The sequence below is a fragment of the Myxococcus sp. AM011 genome, assembly GCF_013372595.1.
In the GTDB taxonomy this organism is placed as follows: domain Bacteria; phylum Myxococcota; class Myxococcia; order Myxococcales; family Myxococcaceae; genus Myxococcus; species Myxococcus eversor.
On record NZ_JABXEM010000226.1, the window covers coordinates 1 to 19,695 of the forward strand.

At 67.7% G+C, this 19,695-nt stretch carries 13 protein-coding genes; 9 read left to right on the forward strand and 4 right to left on the reverse strand.

Annotation, left to right across the window (positions count from 1 at the left end; translation table 11 throughout):
- Positions 1 to 251 precede the first annotated feature (251 nt).
- From HUW62_RS35230 to HUW62_RS35240, 3 genes are read left to right on the forward strand one after another with little or no spacing between them, the layout of a single operon-like run.
- On the forward strand, positions 252 to 1,118 hold the full coding sequence (locus tag HUW62_RS35230) for a 2-oxo acid dehydrogenase subunit E2 (RefSeq protein WP_368670554.1): 867 nt from the start codon (positions 252 to 254) through the stop codon (positions 1,116 to 1,118).
- 33 nt (positions 1,119 to 1,151) lie between these two features.
- A complete protein-coding gene (locus tag HUW62_RS35235) occupies positions 1,152 to 1,382 on the forward strand; it encodes a hypothetical protein (RefSeq protein WP_176436916.1) in 231 nt (76 codons plus the stop codon).
- 25 nt (positions 1,383 to 1,407) lie between these two features.
- Complete coding sequence (locus tag HUW62_RS35240; protein WP_176436917.1) at positions 1,408 to 1,704, forward strand: cyclic-phosphate processing receiver domain-containing protein; 297 nt, start codon at positions 1,408 to 1,410, stop codon at positions 1,702 to 1,704.
- A gap of 4 nt (positions 1,705 to 1,708) precedes the next feature.
- Here the strand turns inward: HUW62_RS35240 and HUW62_RS49185 are convergent, their stop codons facing one another.
- Together HUW62_RS49185 and HUW62_RS35250 are read right to left on the reverse strand one after the other, a co-directional pair.
- A complete protein-coding gene (locus HUW62_RS49185) occupies positions 1,709 to 2,791 on the reverse strand; it encodes a hypothetical protein (RefSeq protein ID WP_240356211.1) in 1,083 nt (360 codons plus the stop codon).
- Positions 2,792 to 2,964: 173 nt separating this feature from the next.
- Positions 2,965 to 3,723, reverse strand: a complete 759-nt coding sequence (locus HUW62_RS35250) for a transglycosylase domain-containing protein (RefSeq protein ID WP_176436918.1) — start codon at positions 3,721 to 3,723, stop codon at positions 2,965 to 2,967.
- A 175-nt stretch (positions 3,724 to 3,898) separates the two neighbouring features.
- Here HUW62_RS35250 and HUW62_RS35255 point away from each other — a divergent pair, with 175 nt between their 5' ends.
- The 6 genes from HUW62_RS35255 (at position 3,899) to HUW62_RS35275 (ending at position 16,773) form a co-directional block, all read left to right on the forward strand.
- Positions 3,899 to 4,789, forward strand: coding sequence for a hypothetical protein (locus tag HUW62_RS35255; RefSeq protein WP_176436919.1), 891 nt, complete (start codon positions 3,899 to 3,901; stop codon positions 4,787 to 4,789).
- A 204-nt stretch (positions 4,790 to 4,993) separates the two neighbouring features.
- A complete protein-coding gene (locus HUW62_RS35260; protein WP_176436920.1) occupies positions 4,994 to 12,415 on the forward strand; it encodes a HAMP domain-containing protein in 7,422 nt (2,473 codons plus the stop codon).
- Positions 12,416 to 12,528: 113 nt separating this feature from the next.
- On the forward strand, positions 12,529 to 14,508 hold the full coding sequence (locus HUW62_RS35265) for a PAS domain S-box protein (RefSeq protein WP_163864134.1): 1,980 nt from the start codon (positions 12,529 to 12,531) through the stop codon (positions 14,506 to 14,508).
- Between the two features lie 325 nt (positions 14,509 to 14,833).
- Positions 14,834 to 15,730, forward strand: a complete 897-nt coding sequence (locus HUW62_RS50155; protein ID WP_368670555.1) for a hypothetical protein — start codon at positions 14,834 to 14,836, stop codon at positions 15,728 to 15,730.
- The gene (locus HUW62_RS50160; RefSeq protein ID WP_368670556.1) at positions 15,631 to 16,023 is read left to right on the forward strand and encodes a Tox-REase-5 domain-containing protein; all 393 of its coding nucleotides are present in this window, start codon (positions 15,631 to 15,633) and stop codon (positions 16,021 to 16,023) included. The genes HUW62_RS50155 and HUW62_RS50160 overlap by 100 nt, the downstream gene beginning before the upstream one ends.
- A 15-nt stretch (positions 16,024 to 16,038) precedes the next feature.
- Positions 16,039 to 16,773 carry an immunity 52 family protein gene (locus HUW62_RS35275; protein WP_163864132.1) on the forward strand — a complete coding sequence of 245 codons (735 nt, stop codon included), beginning with the start codon at positions 16,039 to 16,041 and terminating at the stop codon, positions 16,771 to 16,773.
- Between the two features lie 6 nt (positions 16,774 to 16,779).
- Here HUW62_RS35275 and HUW62_RS35280 read toward each other — a convergent pair whose 3' ends face one another.
- Together HUW62_RS35280 and HUW62_RS35285 are read right to left on the reverse strand one after the other, a co-directional pair.
- Positions 16,780 to 19,071, reverse strand: coding sequence for a hypothetical protein (locus HUW62_RS35280; protein ID WP_176436921.1), 2,292 nt, complete (start codon positions 19,069 to 19,071; stop codon positions 16,780 to 16,782).
- Positions 19,072 to 19,246: 175 nt separating this feature from the next.
- The coding region (locus HUW62_RS35285; protein WP_176436922.1) for an EamA family transporter at positions 19,247 to 19,695 on the reverse strand (449 nt) is incomplete at its 5' end.

Below are 19,695 nucleotides of genomic sequence, written 5' to 3' on the forward strand. Positions count from 1 at the left end.
CAGGGGAGACGGACGGCCTGGCAGGTCCGGCGCCATCCTGAGCACTGTCCGTTCGAAGAAGAGCAGGTCGAGGCCCAGGTCCTCGCGCGCCAGGTACTCGAAGAGAATCAGTCCACCGACGAGGAGGGCGAGGGACAGGGCCAGGGCAAGGGGCGTCATGTCGGGTGCCTCGGTGAGAGGGGGCTTCCAGCGGTGACCCCCTGTCTAACAGGGTGGGGTGCGCGGCGCAGGGTTGCAGGCGACCGGGCTCCGTGCGAAGCCCGACACCCGCCGTGGAACTCGACCTGAAGCCGGCACCTCCGCCGGGTGCCTTCCGCAAGCTCGCCATGGGGGCCTGGCGCTCGCCGAGTGACGCGAGCGCCTATGCGTCCCTGGAAGTGCGCATGGAGAAGGCCGTCGCGTTCCTGGAGGCGTGGCGGGCTCGCACCGGACAGCGGCTCACGGTGACGCACCTGGTGGCCAAGGCCTCCGCGGATGCGCTGCGCCTGCATCCCGAGGCCAACGTGCTCCTGCGCTGGGGCGTGCCCGCGCTGCGCGTGGACGTGGGCGTGTGCGTGCTCGTGGTGCAGCCCGAGGAATCAGGCCGGGTGGACCTGACGACGGCCACGGTGCCTCGCGCGGACACGTTGTCGCTGGGCGAGTTCGCTCGGGCGATGGAGGCCGTCGTGGCCCAGGTGCGCTCGCGCAAGGACGCGGTCATCGAGCGGGGCAAGCGGCGTTCGTATCGCATCCCCGGGATGTTCATGGGGCTGGCGCTGCGGCTCCTGTCCTTCGTCTGGTTCACCTTGAACATCGACCTGCGCTGGCTGGGGATGCCCAGGGACCCGTTCGGTTCGGTGGTGGTGACGAGCCTGGGCTCGCTCGGGTTGGAGCGAGGCTTCGTGGCGACGGTGCCGTACACGCGGGTGCCGTTGATTCTCGCGCCGGGTGCGGTGCGGGCCGTGCCGGTGGTGGAGGCGGGCGAGCTGGTGCCAGGACGGATGATGACGCTGACGTGCACGTGGGATGCGCGGGCGCTCGACGTGGAGGTGGTGGCGAAGGTGCTGCGGCACGTGGGCGCGGCGCTGGAGGCCCCGGAGGAGACGTGGGGGGCTGCGAGCAGCGCGCGGGTGGGGTAGAACGGGAGCGTCGCCACCGCTGGAGGTCCCGTCATGCCCGTGGATACCAATCGTCGCGTTGCCTCTGCCCGTCCCGTGGGGCGCGCGCTCGGAGGGCAGGACCGCTACGAGAAGGAAGCGCTCGAGGGTCCAGCGGAAGGTCCACTGGCGATGACCCGGCGTCATCGCCTGGCGGGCGGGCCCAATCGCGTGGAAGGGGAGAGCCCCTTCGCCGCGAAGATGCGAAAGCTCACGGAGAGCAAGGCGAAGGACGAGGAGCGCTGAGGTCCACGGTGGAGCGGGCACGTCGATGAAGGTCTATCTGGACGACGAGCGCCCCACGCCCGAGGGTTGGGTGGCGGTGCGGTGGCCGGAGGAGGCCATCGCGTTGCTCGAAGGTGGGCAGGTCGTCGAGCTCAGCCTCGACCATGACCTCGGGGACGATGAGCACGGCACGGGCTACGACGTGCTGCTGTGGCTCGAGGAGGCGGTGGCCACGCGAGGCTTCGTTCCTCCTCGAGTCCGGGTGCACTCGGCGAACAGCTCCGCGCGCCACAAGATGGAGCTGGCGATGGAGCGCATCGAGCGGTTCGCGCGAGAGCAGTGACGGCTCAGCGCGGGCGCGGACTGGGGCGTGGGCTCGGGCTCGGAGCGACCTGGATTCGGGTCGCATCGGTGCTGCCGTCGGCGATGAGGCTGAACGCGGCCTGGACGGCGGTGCCCTGGGGCAGGCTGTCGAGGGAGATGCGCTGGCCGTCGCGGACCACCTGGGTGTTCTGTCCCACGCGCAGGTTGTAGAGGTCACCGGTCTCCGAGTCTCGGACCACGACGCGTCCCTTGGAGGTCGAGGCCACCTGCCCGCTCATGACGACGGTGGCGACCACGGTCTTCTCGGGGTTCGCCCCCGTGTCCCTTGCGGGCGCCGAGGATGCGCTCTGGCCCGAGGCAGCCTGGCCTGAGCCGCCCGTGCCCTCTGCTTGCTGATCCGGATGTCCGCCGCGCAAGGCGTTGACCTGTCGCTGGAGTCGCAGGACATCGGAGCGAAGCATCGCGACTTCACGAGTCAGTTGCCGAGGACTCAGGTCCTTTCCCGAGGAGGCGGCCTCCGCGCTGCCACCATGCGCGTCACCTGCCGAGTCGGTGGGTTCGGTGCCCTGCGGCGTGGAGGGCGCCCTGCCGCTGGGGACGTTGCTGCCCGAGCCCTGGTTCTGGGTGGGAGTGTTGTTCGTGTTGCCGGAGCCACCGGTGCCCTGAGTGCCGCTGACGTCGGAGCTGTTGTCCGTGGCGGGAGTCTGCGTCGTGCTCGTGTCGTTTGAGCCAGAGCCGCCGGTGCCCGGTGTGCCGCTGATGTCCGAGCTGTCGGGCACGAACGAGGTTCCGGCCGCGGGTGGGGTGTAGCGTGGATCGGCGCCGGAGCCGCCGGTGCCCGAGTAATCCGTGTTCGGCGTCCCGAGATTGTCTTCGGCGCCCGTGTCGCCCTGTGGGACGGGCGAGTAGTCCCCTGCCTCATACGTGCCCGGGGGCCGCATGTCGGCATCGCCCGAGACACCTCTGCCTTGCTGATTCTCGGGCAGCGGGGCCGTCCCTTGGGCGGACGTCCCACCGCTCGAACCACTGCCCGCTGTCTGCGCGAGGGCAACGGGAGTCATCAAGAAGCTGAACGTCAGTGCCGCTGAGAAGAGCGCTCGTCGCATGGTGGGGTCCTTTCCTCGTGCTCAAGGTTGAGGCTGAGGGCCCTGGCGACAAGCGAGCCTCGCGGAAGCTCGCATGCTCGCGTTTCTCATCCGTGCTGCTTGTTCGTACTGCGTACCTGCGAGCAGGGAGGGAGTTGGTTGGACGGTGTCCGTCGATTGAAGGCGCGACCGCGTCAAGGTGCGGCACCGGAATCCCAGGTGTCGCCCAATCGAGAGTTTTCGCAGGAGGCCCACTGCTTGGGGCGTGGCGCGAGGAGAGGCCGGGCCCGGAGGGCTTCCTCCAACTCCCCCACGGTGATGTCTGTGTTCGCGTGAGCCGCACGCAGGAGCGAGTTCCTTTTCCGAAGGTTGCGCTCCGGGGCGCACCAGGGGTTGCAACGCGAGGGCGCGTTGATGAACGCCTTGAGCAGCGCGATGCTCGCGAGGTCGAGTTCCGCCCACTCTTTACCGAAGACGCTCCTGGCCGCGTCGAAGACGCTGTCGTACTGCTGGAAGAGTGAGCGGTGCTGGAGTTCGTGCATCACCAGGTCTTCCGCGCTCCAGTGGCGCGTGAGCCATACCGTCAGCGCCAGGCGCTCCGGTCCACGAAGATGGGGAGCGCCCTGCTGCTCCATCTCGGAGCTCCACTGGCGCGCCACCTGGTCCGCGAGCGAGAGGCCCATGGGTGAGTCGTCTCGATGATCCGAGGTGTTCATGAACACCTTCAGGAAATAGACAGCCGCGGTCCAGGACCACACGGGCTGGACGTAAGTCACTTGGGGTTGCTCCAGGCTCATCCACCAGCGGAGCCGGAGGCGCTCCTCGGGAAGGGACAGTCGTTCGGACTTGGAGGGAAGGGTGGGTACCCGCGAGAGGGTGTGGCGGTAGAGCCCCTCCAATGCGGCCAGGGGCGCGACAAGCATGAGCCCCAGCAGCCACATCCCCCATCGCAAGCCATGCTTCCATCGCATGGGCCCCGGCGCAGTGCAGCCTCCAGGCCAACCCGTGGCCACACGCTCTCAATCCATGCTGTGCTGCGAACACCCTCGGGGTGGGTGGCTCGGAAGCGGGCCAGGCGCTATGCGTGTGAGGACGAGGGCCGGGGCAGCACTGTCACGAGGACTCACCTTGAGTGGACGCGAGAGCGCGGTGACCACGGGGAGGAAGGGCGCACGCGCGTCCGCCAGGAACACCCGCGCGCGCAGCCTCCGGCCCTGGCCCCTCACCCTCGCCACCGCCGTCTCGCTGGGCCTCCTGCTCTACGTCGCCAGCACCAGCCTGCCGTACCTCGTGTCCTCTCCGACGACGGACCCGAACTTCGGCGCCCTCAACCACTGTCTCTCCCAGGCCCACCCGGAAGGCCGGCTGGGCTGGGCCGTCTCCCCGGATGCCTCGCGAGCCGCCGTCTACGGCCCCCACTCCGTCGCCGTCTGCGGCCCCGGTGACTCCGTCAGCCGCAGGGACCTCACCGGCACCCTCGCGCTCGCCTTCGACGGGGACAACCGACTGTGGCTCTCCGTTGGAGGCCGCCTGCTGCGCGAGGACGGCGCGACCCTTCGCCCCATGGGCGACTTCGCGCCCGTGGCCCTCGCCGGCCACTCCCACGGCATGCTGGCGCTGGATGACTCCGGACAGCTCGTCTCCGTGTCCCCCGGCGGCACGGTGCTCGCGCAGACGCTCGTCTCTGGAAGCGCAAGCCGGCTCTCCGTAGGCGCGGGCGGCATCCTGGCCGCCGTGCTCTCCGAGGGCGTGCTCCGGGTCTTCGACGCTCGCACCCTCACCCCCATCGAACTGGCCTCCCCCTGCGCGGTGGAGACCGTGTGGTGGCTGGACGCACCCGACCGATTGCTGATCGGCTGTGCACCGTCCGGGGCGCCGTCCTTCACGGTCGACGTCCGCACGGGCGTTCAGGAGAAGGCGCCGGAGTATCGGAGTCTGGCCCCTGCTCGCCGACTCTCCGGTCGGCCGCTCTATGTGCAGGGCTGTGACGGTTTTCCCTGCACGGCGCCGCCGCCCTGACATGTTGCACAAAGGCTCCGGGTCCCGTGGTTTCCACACGGGGCGTCCGGAATGTCATTCCGTGAAGTCCAGTAGCCGACAAATTGCCCCGCCGGGGTGGGCTTTGAATCGACAAGCCCGCGAACTCACAGGAGATTCGAGCCCCGGCCCGTCCGTCGTGAAACACAGCTCACGGCGTTCATCCCGATCAGAAGGGTTCTCCTCGTGGACGACACCAAGGTTTCCAGCTCCGCCAACGGCAAGAAGCGCGCCTCGACGCGCAAGCCTCGAAGCGAAGCGGCTTCCAGCCCGCAGCGCTCCGGCGAAAGCCTCGCCGCCAATCGCGTGGAAACCCCGCGTACCCGAGCGAGCGAAGCGCGCCCTGGTGACACCGCGAGCAGGCAGGCAGCCGAGGCCTCGCGCGGCCGGGGGGGCGGCGCCAGGACCCCCGGCGGCGGCGGGCGCATCCGAGGCGATGACCCGATGCAGACGCTGCTGGCCGCGCTGCGAGCGGTGCAGGGCGGAGACTTCTCCGTGCGCCTGCCGGACTTCTCCAGCCTGCCGGTGATGGATGACATCTCCCGCGTCTTCAACGCGGTGGTGACGCTCAACTCCTCCATGACTCACGAGATGGTGCGCGTGTCTCGCGTCGTCGGCCGCGAGGGCCGCATGGGCGAGCGCGTCTCGCTGGGCGACGTGCGCGGCGACTGGGCGACGGGGATGAACTCCATCAACGCGCTCATCGGCGACCTGGTGCAGCCGACGACGGAAGTCGCGCGCGTGCTGGTGGCCGTGGCCGAAGGCGACCTGACGCAGAAGATGGCCCTCGAAATCGACGGCCAGCCGGTGAAGGGCGAGTTCCTGCGCATCGGAACCACCGTGAACGCGATGTTGGATCAGCTCAACTCGTTCGCCGCCGAGGTGACGCGCGTCGCGCGCGAGGTCGGCAGCGACGGCAAGCTGGGCGGTCAGGCCGAGGTGAAGGGCGTGTCCGGCGTCTGGAAGGACCTCACGGACAACGTGAACCTGATGGCCAACAACCTCACGGCCCAGGTGCGAAACATCGCCGAGGTGTCCACCGCCGTCGCCAACGGCGACCTGTCCAAGAAAATCACGGTGGATGCGCGCGGCGAGGTGCTCGAACTCAAGAGCACCATCAACACCATGGTGGACCAGCTCAACGGCTTCGCCTCCGAAGTGACGCGCGTCGCGCGTGAAGTGGGTACGGAAGGAAAGCTGGGCGGTCAGGCCGCGGTGCCCGGAGTCTCCGGCACGTGGAAGGACCTCACCGACAACGTGAACTTCATGGCGTCCAACCTGACCACCCAGGTGCGCGGCATCGTGAAGGTGGTGACGGCCGTCGCCAACGGCGACCTCACCCAGAAGCTGATGGTGCCGTCACAGGGCGAAATCGCCGCGCTGGGCGCGACGCTCAACAACATGACGGACACGCTCAACGTCTTCGCCCAGCAGGTGACGAGCGTGGCGCGCACGGTGGGTGTCGAGGGCAAGCTGGGCGCCCAGGCCCAGGTGCCCGGCGCCGCCGGCACGTGGAAGGACCTCACCGACAACGTCAACCTGATGGCCAACAACCTCACGGCCCAGGTGCGAAACATCGCCGACGTGACGACGGCCGTCGCCAAGGGCGACCTGTCCAAGAAAATCACGGTGGACGTGAAGGGCGAGGTGATGGAGCTGAAGGACACCATCAACACGATGGTGGACCAGCTCCGCGCCTTCGCCTCCGAAGTGACGCGCGTCGCGCGCGAGGTGGGCACCGACGGCAAGCTGGGCGGTCAGGCCGACGTGAAGGGCGTCGCCGGCGTGTGGAAGGACCTCACCGACAACGTCAACAGCATGGCCTCCAACCTCACCACCCAGGTGCGCAACATCGCCCTGGTGACGACGTCGGTGGCGAATGGTGACCTGTCGAAGAAAATCACCGTCGACGCTCGCGGCGAGATTCTGGAGCTGAAGAACACCATCAACACGATGGTGGACCAGCTCAACTCGTTCGCGTCGGAGGTGACGCGCGTCGCGCGCGAGGTCGGCACGCACGGCAAGCTGGGTGGCCAGGCCGAGGTGAAGGGCGTCTCCGGTACGTGGAAGGACCTCACGGACAACGTGAACGTGATGGCCGTCAACCTCACCACCCAGGTGCGAGGCATCGCCAAGGTGGTGACGGCGGTCGCCAACGGAGATTTGACGCAGCGGCTGAAGATGGAGGCCAAGGGCGAGGTCGCCGAGCTGGCCGACACCATCAACGCGATGACTCAGACGCTGTCCATCTTCGCGCAGCAGGTGACGGACGTCGCTCGCACGGTGGGCGTGGAAGGCAAGCTGGGCGCCCAGGCCGTGGTGCCGGGCGTCGCGGGCACGTGGAAGGACCTCACCAACAACGTGAACCTGCTCGCGAACAACCTCACCGACCAGGTCCGCAACATCGCCGAAGTCACCACGGCCGTCGCGAATGGTGACCTGTCCAAGAAGATTACGGTCGACGCCAAGGGCGAGGTGCTGGAGCTCAAGAGCACCATCAACACGATGGTGGACCAGCTCCGAGGCTTCGCATCGGAAGTGACTCGCGTCGCCAAGGAAGTCGGCACCGAGGGGAAGCTGGGAGGGCAAGCCGAAGTGCGCGGGGTGTCCGGCGTCTGGAAGGACCTCACGGACAACGTGAACTTCATGGCCTCCAACCTCACCAGCCAGGTGCGCGGCATCGTCCGCGTGGTGACGGCGGTCGCCAACGGAGACCTCACCCAGAAGCTCATCATGGACGCGAAGGGCGAAATCGCCGCCCTCGCGGAGACCATCAACGCGATGACGCAGACGCTGTCCATCTTCGCCCAGCAGGTGACGGACGTCGCCCGCACGGTGGGCGTGGAAGGCAAGCTGGGCGCGCAGGCGGAGGTGCCGGGCGTCGCGGGCACGTGGAAGGACCTCACCAACAACGTGAACCTGCTGGCCAACAACCTCACGGCCCAGGTGCGAAACATCGCCGAGGTGACGACGGCCGTCGCGAATGGCGACCTGTCGAAGAAAATCACCGTCGACGCCAAGGGCGAGGTGCTGGAGCTCAAGAGCACCATCAACACGATGGTGGACCAGCTCCGCGCGTTCGCCGCCGAAGTGACTCGCGTCGCCAAGGAAGTCGGCACCGAGGGCAAACTGGGTGGTCAGGCCGACGTGAAGGGCGTGTCCGGCGTCTGGAAGGACCTCACCGACAATGTGAATGTCCTCGCCGGCAACCTGACGGACCAGGTGCGAAACATCGCCAAGGTGACGACGGCCGTCGCGAATGGCGACTTGTCGCAGAAAATCACCGTCTCCGTGAAGGGCGAGGTGCTGGAGCTCAAGAACACCATCAACACGATGGTGGACCAGCTCCGAGGCTTCGCGTCGGAAGTGACTCGCGTCGCCAAGGAGGTCGGCACCGAGGGCAAGCTGGGCGGTCAGGCCGCGGTGCCCGGGGTCGCGGGCGTCTGGAAGGAGCTCACCGACAACGTGAACGTCCTCGCCGGCAACCTGACGGACCAGGTGCGAAACATCGCCAAGGTCACGACGGCCGTCGCGAACGGCGACCTGTCGCAGAAAATCTCCGTCGAGGCGCGGGGCGAAATCCTGGAGCTCAAGAGCACCATCAACACGATGGTGGACCAGCTCCGCGCGTTCGCCGCCGAAGTGACTCGCGTCGCCAAGGAAGTGGGAACGGACGGCAAGCTGGGGGGGCAAGCCGCGGTGCCCGGCGTCGCCGGCACGTGGAAGGACCTCACCGACAACGTGAACAGCATGGCCTCCAACCTTACCGCGCAGGTGCGAAACATCGCGCTGGTGACGACGGCGGTCGCCAACGGTGACCTCTCCAAGAAAATCACCGTGGACGCGAAGGGCGAGATTCTGGAGCTGAAGGACACCATCAACATCATGGTGGACCAGCTCAACTCGTTCGCCTCGGAGGTGACGCGCGTCGCTCGCGAGGTCGGCACGGAAGGCAAGCTGGGTGGACAGGCGGAGGTGCGCGGGGTGTCCGGCGTCTGGAAGGACCTGACGGACAACGTGAACTTCATGGCCCGCAACCTGACGACTCAGGTGCGCGGCATCGTCAAGGTCGTGACGGCCGTCGCCAACGGCGACCTCAAGCAGAAGCTGGTGGTGGACGCGAAGGGCGAAGTGGCCGCGCTCGCGGAGACCATCAACAACATGACGGACACGCTGGGCACGTTCGCCGAGCAGGTGTCCACGGTGGCCCGCGAAGTCGGTGTCGAGGGGAAGCTGGGTGGACAGGCCCGCGTGCCCGGTGTGGCCGGCACGTGGAAGGACCTCACGGACAACGTGAACTTCATGGCCTCCAACCTCACCACCCAGGTGCGCGGAATCGTTCGCGTGGTGACGGCGGTCGCCAACGGAGACCTCACCCAGAAGCTCATCGTCGACGCGAAGGGCGAGGTCGCCGCGCTCGCGGACACCATCAACAACATGACGGACACGCTGGGCACGTTCGCCGAGCAGGTGTCCACGGTGGCCCGCGAAGTCGGTATCGAAGGAAAGCTGGGCGGTCAGGCCCGCGTGCCCGGTGCGCGCGGCACGTGGCGGCAGCTCACCGACAACGTGAACCAGCTCGCCGGCACGCTGACGAGCCAGCTGCGCGCCATCTCCGACGTGGCCACCGCGGTGACGAAGGGTGACCTCACCCGGAGCATCACCGTCGTCGCCGAGGGCGAGGTCGCCGCGCTGAAGGACAACATCAACCAGATGATCGTCAACCTGCGTGAGACCACGCAGAAGAACCAGGAGCAGGACTGGCTCAAGACGAACCTGGCGAAGTTCAGCGGCATGATGCAGGGCCAGAAGAGCCTGGACGCCGTCAGCCGCCTCATCATGAGCGAGCTGACGCCGCTGGTCTCCGCCCACCACGGCGCCTTCTTCCTGATGGACACCGACTCCGGCACGCCGGTGCTCAAGCTGACGAGCACCTACGCGTACCGGGAGCGCAAGCACATCGCCAACCGGTTCCGGCTGGGCGAGGGACTCGTCGGGCAGACGGCCCTGGAGCGGAAGACGATTCTGCTCACCCACGTGCCGCCGGACTACATCACCATCTCCTCCGGCCTGGGCGAGTCCGCCCCCCTCAACATCATCGTCCTGCCCGTGCTGTTCGAGGGTGAGGTGAAGGCCGTCATCGAGCTGGCCTCGTTCCACACCTTCAGCGCCATCCATCAAATCTTCCTGGACCAGCTCACCGAGAGCATCGGCGTGGTCCTGAACATGATCATGGCGAACATGCGCACCGAGCAGCTCCTGCAGCAGTCGCAGGGCCTGACTCAGGAGCTTCAGAGCCAGTCGCGCGAGTTGACGCAGCAGCAGGACGCGCTCAAGCGCAGCAACAGCGAGCTGGAGGACAAGGCGAAGCTGCTCGAGGAGCAGAACCGCCGCGTCGAGGAGAAGAACAACGAGGTCGAGCGCGCCCGCGTCAGCCTGGAGGAGAAGGCCGAGCAGCTCACCGTCATCTCCAAGTACAAGAGCGAGTTCCTGGCCAACATGAGCCACGAGCTGCGCACGCCGCTCAACAGCCTGCTCATCCTGGCCAAGCTGCTGTCGGACAACAAGGACGGCAACCTCAGCACCAAGCAGGTGGAGTACGCGAACACCATCTACGCCTCCGGTGGTGATTTGCTCAGCCTCATCAACGAAATCCTCGACCTGTCCAAGGTGGAGGCCGGGAAGATGCAGGTGGAGCCCAGGGACATCGTCCTGTCGGAGCTCAACCAGTTCATCGACCGGAGCTTCCGCCCCGTCGCGGACCAGAAGAACCTGGCCTTCACCGTGGAGGTGGCGCAGGGCGCCCCCCGCCACATCCGCACCGACCCGCAGCGGCTGCAGCAGGTGCTCAAGAACCTGCTCTCCAACGCCTTCAAGTTCACCGACGAAGGCAACGTGAAGATGACGGTGAAGCTGGCCGAGCCGGGCACGCGCCTGGACCACGAGGTGCTCAAGCGCTCGCGCTTCGTGCTCGCCTTCGTGGTGACGGACACGGGCATCGGCATCGCCAAGGACAAGCAGCGCCTCATCTTCGAGGCGTTCCAGCAGGCGGACGGCTCCACCGCGCGCAAGTACGGCGGCACCGGCCTGGGCCTGTCCATCAGCCGCGAAATCGCCAAGCTGCTGGGCGGCGAAATCCACGTCCAGAGCGAGCCGCGCAAGGGCAGCACCTTCACGCTGTACCTGCCGCCCGAGTACGTGGGCCCGGAGGACGACGGCATGCCGGTGATGCCGGCGCCGCTCGAGCCCCTGACTCGCGTGTCCCCGCTGTCACCGGAGGCCCTGCTTCCGTTGACCCCGCCCCCCGCGCCGGCGCCGCTGACGGCCGCGGAGAGCGCCCATGTGCTGGACGCGGCGCTGCCGCCTCCCCAGGTGGACTCGCTCTTGCCGCCGCTGGCGGTGGAGGACGACCGGGACCACATCCGCGAGGGTGACCGCGTCCTGCTCATCATCGAGGACGACCTGAAGTTCGCCCGCATCATGGTGCAGCTGGCGCGGGAGAAGGGCTTCAAGGCCCTGGTCGCCACGCGCGGTGACACCGGCCTGTCCATGGCCAACGAGTTCCAGCCGCACGCGGTGACGCTCGACATCCAGTTGCCCGTGGTGGACGGCTGGAGCGTGCTCGACAGGCTCAAGCGCAACCCGCGCACGCGCCACATCCCGGTGCACATCATCAGTGTCATGGACAAGCACCTGGGCAACGCCCAGGGCGCGTTCGGCTACCTCACCAAGCCCGTCAGCAAGGAGGGCCTGGAGCGGGTGTTCAACCAACTGGCGAAGTTCCTGGAGCGCAAGGAGCGCCGCCTGCTGCTGGTGGAGGACGACGACGTCCAGCGCAACAGCCTGGTCAGCCTGCTCGCCGAGGGCGGCGACGTCGTCGTCACGGCGGTGGCCACGGGCCAGGAGGTCCTCCAGAAGCTGGAGGAGGGTGAGTACGACTGCCTCGTCATCGACCTGCTCCTGCCGGACATGGACGGCATCAAGCTGGTGGAGGAGGTGAAGACGCAGCAGCGCTTCAGGGATTTGCCCATCGTCATCTACACGGGCAAGGAGCTGACGCCGAAGGACGACGCGCGCCTGCGCCGCTACACCGGCAGCGTCATCCTCAAGAGCGGAACGAAGAGTCCCGAACAGTTGCTCAGCGACACCGCGCTGTTCTTGCACCGGCTGGACCAGAACCTGCCGGCGCGCGCGCGGGCGGCCCTGGCGCAGCGCAGCGAGCAGGAGACGGAGCTGACGGGAAAGAAGGTGCTCGTCGTCGACGACGACATGCGCAACATCTTCGCCCTCACCAGCGTGCTGGAGAACCACGGCCTGCAGGTGGTCTTCGCGGAGAACGGGCGGGCGGCCATCGAGACGCTGGAGCAGCACCGCGACGTGGATATCGTCCTGATGGACGTGATGATGCCGGAGATGGACGGGTACGAGACCATGCGGGCCATCCGCAAGGACGTGAAGTACGCCAGCCTGCCCATCATCGCCGTCACCGCGAAGGCCCTGAAGGATGACCGGGAGAAGTGCATGGCCGCGGGGGCCAGTGATTACCTGCCAAAGCCGGTGGATACGGACAAGCTCCTGGAGCTCATCCGTCTCTGGGTGTCGGCTTGAGAGGTCGAATGATGGCTAGCGCACGACTCGTTACCGCCAGGCTTGGGGACAGCGGAGGTCGCGCCTAGCCTGTCCCGCCAGTGAACGGTGGGGCATACCTTGCTCCTATTTCAATGATGCCTAGCGAACACATCTCCGAACGCCCCCAGGACGGCGGAAGCCGTCCCCGGGCGAGCATCTTGATGGTGGACGACCACCCGTCCAACCTGCTGGCGCTGGAGGCCATCCTCGAGCCGTTGGGGCAGGAGCTTGTCAAAGCGACCAGCGGCGAGGAGGCGCTGAAGTTCCTCTTGCAGCGCGACTTCGCCGTCATCCTGATGGACGTGCAGATGCCGGGCCTGGACGGTTTCCAGACGGCCACGCTCATCAAGCAGCGTGAGCGCACGCGCACCATTCCCATCATCTTCCTCACCGCGCTCAGCCGCGACGCGGCCCACATCTTCAAGGGCTACGCGCACGGCGCGGTGGACTACCTGCTCAAGCCCTTCGACCCGGAAATCCTCCGCTCGAAGGTCAGCGTCTTCGTGGATTTGTTCCTCAAGGAACAACAAATCCAGCGGCAGGCGGCGCTGTTGCGGCAGCGCGAGCGCGAGGCGGTGGAGCGGCAGGGTGAGCTGCGCTACCGGCGGCTCACGGAGTCGTTGCCGGAGGTCATGTGGGCGGCGCGGGCGGACGGCTCGTTCACGTATGCCAACAGGGCGGGGCGCGACTACACGGGCATCCACGAGGAGCAGCCGCTGTCGTTGACCACGTTCCTGGAGTTCGTGCACCCGGTGGACCGGGAGGAGATGCGCCTGGCGTGGGAGACGGCCATCCGCTCCAGCCAGCGGGTGGAGCGCGAGTTCCGGCTGCGGCGTTTCGACGGCGTGTATCGCTGGCATCTGGCGCGCGCGGTGCCGGAGCGGGACGAGTCCGGGCACGTGCAGGGCTGGATCGCGGTGGCCACGGACATCGACGACAAGCGGCGGGCGGAGGAGGCGCTGGGGCGCTTCAAGATGACGTTGGACGCGACGCTGGACTGCGTCCTGATGTTTTCGCCGGACTCGCTGACGCTCACGTACGCCAACGCGGGTGCGGCCAAGCAACTGGCGAGCAGCACGGACGAGCTGGTGGGGTTGTCGGTGTTGGAGGTGGAGAGCGCGTTCGACGAGGCGGGGTTCCGCAAGCTGCTGGCGCCGCTGGTGAGCGGGACGTTGCCCAGCCAGACGTACTCCACGACGCACCGGCGCCGGGATGGCACCGAGGTGCCGGTGGAGGTGGTGCTCCAGTTCGTGGCGGCGGCGGAGGGCCCCGGGCGGTTCATCTCCGTGGCGCGCGACATCACCGAGCGTCAGCGCGCGGAGACGGCGCTGCGGTTGGCGAGCGAGGCGAAGGACGCGTTCCTCGCGGCGGCGAGCCATGAGCTGCGGACGCCGCTGGCGGCGGCCAAGGGGCACGCGCACCTGGCGCTCTTGAAGCTGGGGGGCGAGACGGAGGCGGGGCCGGGCAAGTCGCTGAAAATCATCAACCGGCAAATCGACCGGATGGCGAAGCTGGTGGAGGACCTGCTGGACATCAGCCGGCTGCAGGCGGGGCGGCTGTCGTTGGAGCTGGAGAAGTTCGACTTGAGCCAGCTGGTGCAGGAGACGCGGGACCGCATGGCGGTGTTGTCGCAGGGGCACGAAATCCAGGTGGAGACGCCGGAGCGCCTGGAGGGGACGTGGGACCGGGGGCGGTTGGACCAGGTGCTGACGAACCTCTTGTCCAACGCCATCCGCTACTCACCGGAGGGTGGGGCGGTGCTGGTGCGGCTGGTGCGCGAGGGGACGGAAGGCGTGCACCTGTCCGTGAAGGACAGCGGCGTGGGGATTCCCAAGGAGAAGCAGGCGCTCATCTTCGAGCGCTTCGGACGCGCGCACGGCAGCAAGTACGGCGGCCTGGGGTTGGGGCTCACCATCAGCCAGGGCATCGTCGAGCAGCACGGCGGTCGCATCTGGGTGGAGTCCCAGGGCGTGCCGGGCCAGGGGTCCACGTTCAACGTGTGGCTGCCCCGTGAGACGGAGTCCCCGGGCGGCGTCGTGCACCACGAGCACGGGACGCGCACGGCGAGCTGAAGTTCGGGGGGGCGCAGGTGGTGCCGGGCTTGTCAGCGTGGCGCTGTAGGCTTGCGCGATGCATGCTGGCCTTTGGCTGCTTTGCGCCGCCCTCTTCGTCGCGGGCTGTTCTGGAGTCGAGCCCGTCACTCGCAGGGGCACGTTCCAGCAGCGCTTCGCACGATACGGTGAGGCGACGCATCATTCCCCAGGACCGCGGAGTGATGCGTTCGATGAGTTGCTTCGAGGCGCGGGGGTAGAGGACCGCGACCTACGAGCCTCATCGGGTGACTCGCTCACCCCTGCTCACGCAGCGCGACTGTTGGAAGCGCTGATGGACAGGGACGTGACACTCGGACAGTTCCCGGCCCGTGTCGCCGTGGGGTTCATGCTGCGCGAGGTGCTGGAATCTGGCGAGGTGTCGCCCGCCGAGCTGGTGCGACGTGTGGGTCGATTCACTCAGTTGGCGGTGCTCCGCCCTGATGGTTGCCTCGCGTGGGTGCGCAGCGGGCAGACCCAGCAGCGCGTGGGGCGCGTGGAGTGGAAGGACGGGACCTTCCGTGCGGGCCAGTTCGAACTGGGCGTCTTCTACTCGGGCAAGGGCGGTGTCTTCCGAGAGCTGAACGCGCTGCTGGAGGAGACAGGGGGAGGCGCCTTCGCGGACGTCCACGACGATGCGGACTACTTGAGCCGCACGCTGGACGGTGCCGAAGAGGCGTTCGTCGGGTTGGCGATGGCGGTGGGACAGGTCTTCTCCACGTCCCCGACAGACAACCTGGCGGCGTTGAAGCAGATGCCGGCTGCCGTGGCGGCACTCCTGGCCTCATCACCCGAATACATGGAGCGCTTCCGGTACATGACGCGAGGCGAGCAGTTACAGGCCGTCTCCAAGCTGGTGACGAACCTCATCGCCACCTGGGGTACGGCGTCTGCCGCGACCCGCACTCTGCAAGGCGCGACGTTCGCCACGGCCGAGGTGCCGGTGCTGTCGCTGTCCGGTCAGGGCGCGCTCGTCATGGGGCGTGTCACGGTGCCGGTGGGACGTGCGGCGGCAGTGCTGAGTGGCGGGCCTGGAGCAGCCATCATCCTTCAGCGAGCGAGCACGGGAACGAAGGGGTCTTCGCCGTCGAAGGGACCCGGACAGTGGGGACCCGCCAAAGAATCCATGTCCCCCGTGCGCGGCGCTATCAGGAACAAATCACGGGCCATTCCGCCGACGAGGCATACTGGGTCGGAGGCGTAGGCAGGGACAGCGGAGGCGTGAAGTTCGACGGCTTCGAGAAGGGTGCGCTGCAGGAAGCAAAGGGGCCGGGTTATGCGAACAAGTTTCTCGACAACCTCAAACCGAGAATCTGGTTCGAGAATTCGGGAGCAAAGGCCCTCGTCGAACAGGCGCAGCGACAGTTGGCAAAGGCTCCATCTGGTGTGCCGATTAAATGGTTCATAGCCGAAGAGAAAACGGCCGAGGCCATCCGCGTACTGTTTCAGCGAGAAAGGGTTCTCGGGATAGAGGTGCTCTATGTTCCGCCTCTGTAGATGGGTGCGTCACTCATGACTGAGGGCAACGATGAGGCGGAGTCGTACTTTGCTGGGGCTTATTGGGGAGCACGCAAGGAGACGCCGGAGGAGTGTGCCAGGCGGCTCGAAGCGTTCTTCAGCCTTCTTGGGCGCGTCGACCCATCATTCATCCACTGGTATCGGCAAGGTAAGTCTCGCAAGGACGCTCTGAAGCATCCCATCGAGCCAACGCTCGCGGAGTTGGAGAAGCTCCTTCGCAAAGGCAAGGACCGCATTGTCGAAGAACTCGGATTCCGGTTCAGCGCATGGAACGGTGCGAGTGACGACTACGACGGCAGTGCCTTCAAGGTGACGTGCGGGGGGTATTCTCCGCGAGTGGGCAATGCTTGCGTGCTCGACCTGCCCAGCCGAGGGCCCAATGCGGACCGGGTGCTGACCACGGACGTGCTTCGTCGCCTCGTTAGAGGTTTGGCGCTGGCTTGGGCGCCAGATTTCGCGGTGGCGATTTCGTCCGCTCACCTCCAGCTGCTCAGAGGGAATGACCCCGCCGAGATATGGCCAGGCTGGGTCCTCTACCTTGCTCGGCATCCAGGCTCGGTGCCCCCCCTTCCCGCGCCCGTGCGAATCGAGCCGGTCGAGGACAAGGGCACCCTCATCATCCTCTCACCCGAGCGCTTCACGGTCAGCAGCCCGGCGCATGTGGCGTTGGCCGAGACGGTGCGCGAGCGGTTGGACCGAGCAGGGCTGTTGAAGCCTCTCTCGGTGTGAACGGCGTTACAAGTTGAAGCCCACGTTGCCCACGGAGATGCTGGGTCCGAAGATGAAGGACCAGCGGCTGGACGGAATGACGGAGCCGTCGGAGCGGCGGGTGATGTCGTCCCGGAACTCCCTCGCCACCCACGCCTGCGCTCCCACCGCCGCTCCCGGTCCAATGGGCACGCGCAAGCTGAGCCCCATCACCACCGCCAGCGTCGGTGGGAACTCGATGTCGCCGGACTGGGGAATCAACCCCATCCCCATCAATCCCATCTCGATGCCCACCAGCCGCTCCTGCCCCTCGCTGTTCAGGAGCGCCAGGCGCGTCACCACGCCGAAGTTCAGGATGAGCTGCCCGCTGGGCTCCGTCGCGCGGTAGAGACCCGCCGGAATCGTCGCCGTCGTGTACAGCCGGAAGTGCCCGCCACTCACGATGGCCGTCCACTGCGCCGAGGGCAGCCCCGAGCGCTCCGACGTGCTCAGCGCATAGCGCGACTCGTCCGCCACCAACGACACCTGCACGAGAATCCGGTCGAACTGGGACAGCAGGCCCGGCACCGGAATCGTCCGCGCCTCGCCCTGGGGCCGCAGCAGCATCCGCTGCTCCACCCGGCTCTCCCCCCGCGCCGCGCCGTCCGCCTTGGTGACGTCGATGCGCAGCACGATTTCCTGCGTGCCCTGCTCGGGCTTCAACCGCTCGCGGTGGATGATGACCCGACACGAGTTGCGCATCTCATAGGCGATGCGGTGCGGACGGCTGGGCTCCAGCACCAGGTCCTTGCCCTCCTTGTCCGCGCACACCAGCTCCACCACGCTCTCGATTCGGATGGGCACGCTGGCCTCGCGCACCGAGCGCTGCACCCGCTCGTTGACGACGAACAGGTCCGTCGTCGCCAGGTCCCCCGGCAGCGTGGACACCTGATAGCCGAAGCGCAGCGACACGAAGCCGCCCGCGGTGGGCTCGCCCTGCACAAAGGTCGTCCCGTCCCTGGAGATGATGCTGTAGGCCCCGGCCACCGGACGCGGAACGAAACGTCCCTGCTCTCCGCTGGAGGCCACAATCAGCTCCGCCGGCCGGTTGATGGGGATGAAGTCGATGGCTCCCTCGTCCGGCAACTCCAGCGACGCGCGCGGCACCGGCAACGGCTGCGTCTTCGTCGTGTCCGACGCCACCACGGAGCCCTCCACCCGCGAGGTCTGCGCGATGACCGTCACCTGCTGCTCCGACGTGCCGCCCGTGCGCAGCAGCACATAGACGCCGTCCTGCCCCTTCACCACGCGCTCCACGCGCGCCCGCTGGTCGTTCATCGACCACAAGAGCTTGCGCGGGTCGTGCTGACACGAGGTGTCCAGCCGCACCACCATCGCCGCGTTCTCCGCGTCGCGCAGCACCGTGCCCTCCACGGCCGTGAGCGGACACGCCAGCACCGGCAACGTCTCCAGCAGCACCTGCTCCAGCACTTCTCCCCGCGCGAAGTAGATGCGCGGCGCCAGGCGCAGGCGCAGCGTCACGCTCACGTCCACCCCAGGCACGTTGCGCAGCGACACCGAGCCCTCGTTCACCTCGCAGCGCACCGGCCCGCAGTCCACCGACGCCAGCGCCTCCGAATGGCTCAACGCCACCGAGCCCGGGCCTCGCGACACATCCACGCCTCCCGACTGGATGAGCGGCTGCGTCAGCACCACGCGGCCCGGACGCAGGCGGAAGGTCTCCGGAGCCACCACGTTGCCCGCCGCGTCGTACGTCGTGACGTCCGGCCCATGTCGTCCGTGGGGCGGCGTCCAGTAGAGCGCGGTGTCCGTGGGCAGCCCGCGCGCCACGGGCACCGTGCAGCTCGCGGGCCCTCGCTCCGTGGAGGGCGCCAGGCACCGGTCCTGTCCTTCGATGAGCTGGGGCTGGGACTCGCCCCGGGGCGTCCCACTCCAGGCGATGCCCACGTGGTCCAGCCCCGTGCCGCGCAGCTCCACGCGGCCTTCGTCCGGGAAGAAGTTCGTGCCCGCCGCGTCCACCCGGGGAAAGGCTCCGGTGGCGATGACGGTGACGCGCTCCTCGGTCGTCTCGCACTGCGCCGCGGAGGCCGCGACCTTCAGTTCCTGGATGCGAGCGTCGTCCTGGTCCACCCGCTGTGGGGGCTTCAGGGTGCGGCCGTCCGTCGCCAGCGTCCAGCCCGCGCGCAGCGGCCCGCAGACGACACCCTTCGCGACGACGGGCACGCCGGCACCGCCCTCGGGCACCTGGACGATGGGGGCGGCGACGGCCAGGCCACCCACCAGCAGCCATGTGAGACAGAGCGCGCGGACGAATTCCATCCCCCCGTTAAACAGCGAGGAAGGGCACCAGCGTCAAGCACCGTGTGCCCTTGCTCGCTCGGGTTGACACGCGAGGTGCGGTCCCCCGAGCACGCAGGGTCCGCGAGCGGAAGGCCCGAGACGAACCCCGGGCGCGTTCCTCGTCGTACGTCCGCGCGGGGCCTCGTGAAGGGCTTCAGCGCTTCTTGCGTGTCAGCAGCACGACGGCGCCGAGAATCGCGGCCATGGCGACCCAGGATTGGGCGCTCATCGACTCGCCCGCGAACACAACTCCCAGCAGCACCGCCACCACCGGATTGACGTACGCGTAGCTGGTGGCCACGGAGGGGCTCGTGTGGCGCATCAGGTAGCCATACGCGGTGTAGCCCACCAGCGAGCCGAAGGTGACCAGGTACGCGAAGGCCGCGAGCGCTCGCGCATCCGGCATGGCCGTCAGTTGCTCGCCGCGCAGGAACCCGAAGGCCAGCATCAGCGCGCCCCCGCACAGCATCTGCGCCGCGGGCGCCATCATCCCCTGGGGCATGGGCATGCGGCGCGCGAGCACGGAGCCCAACGCCCAGCTCATCGGCGACATCAACAGGGCCAGTGTGGCCCACCCGCCGCCGCCCAGCTTGCCCCCGAGGT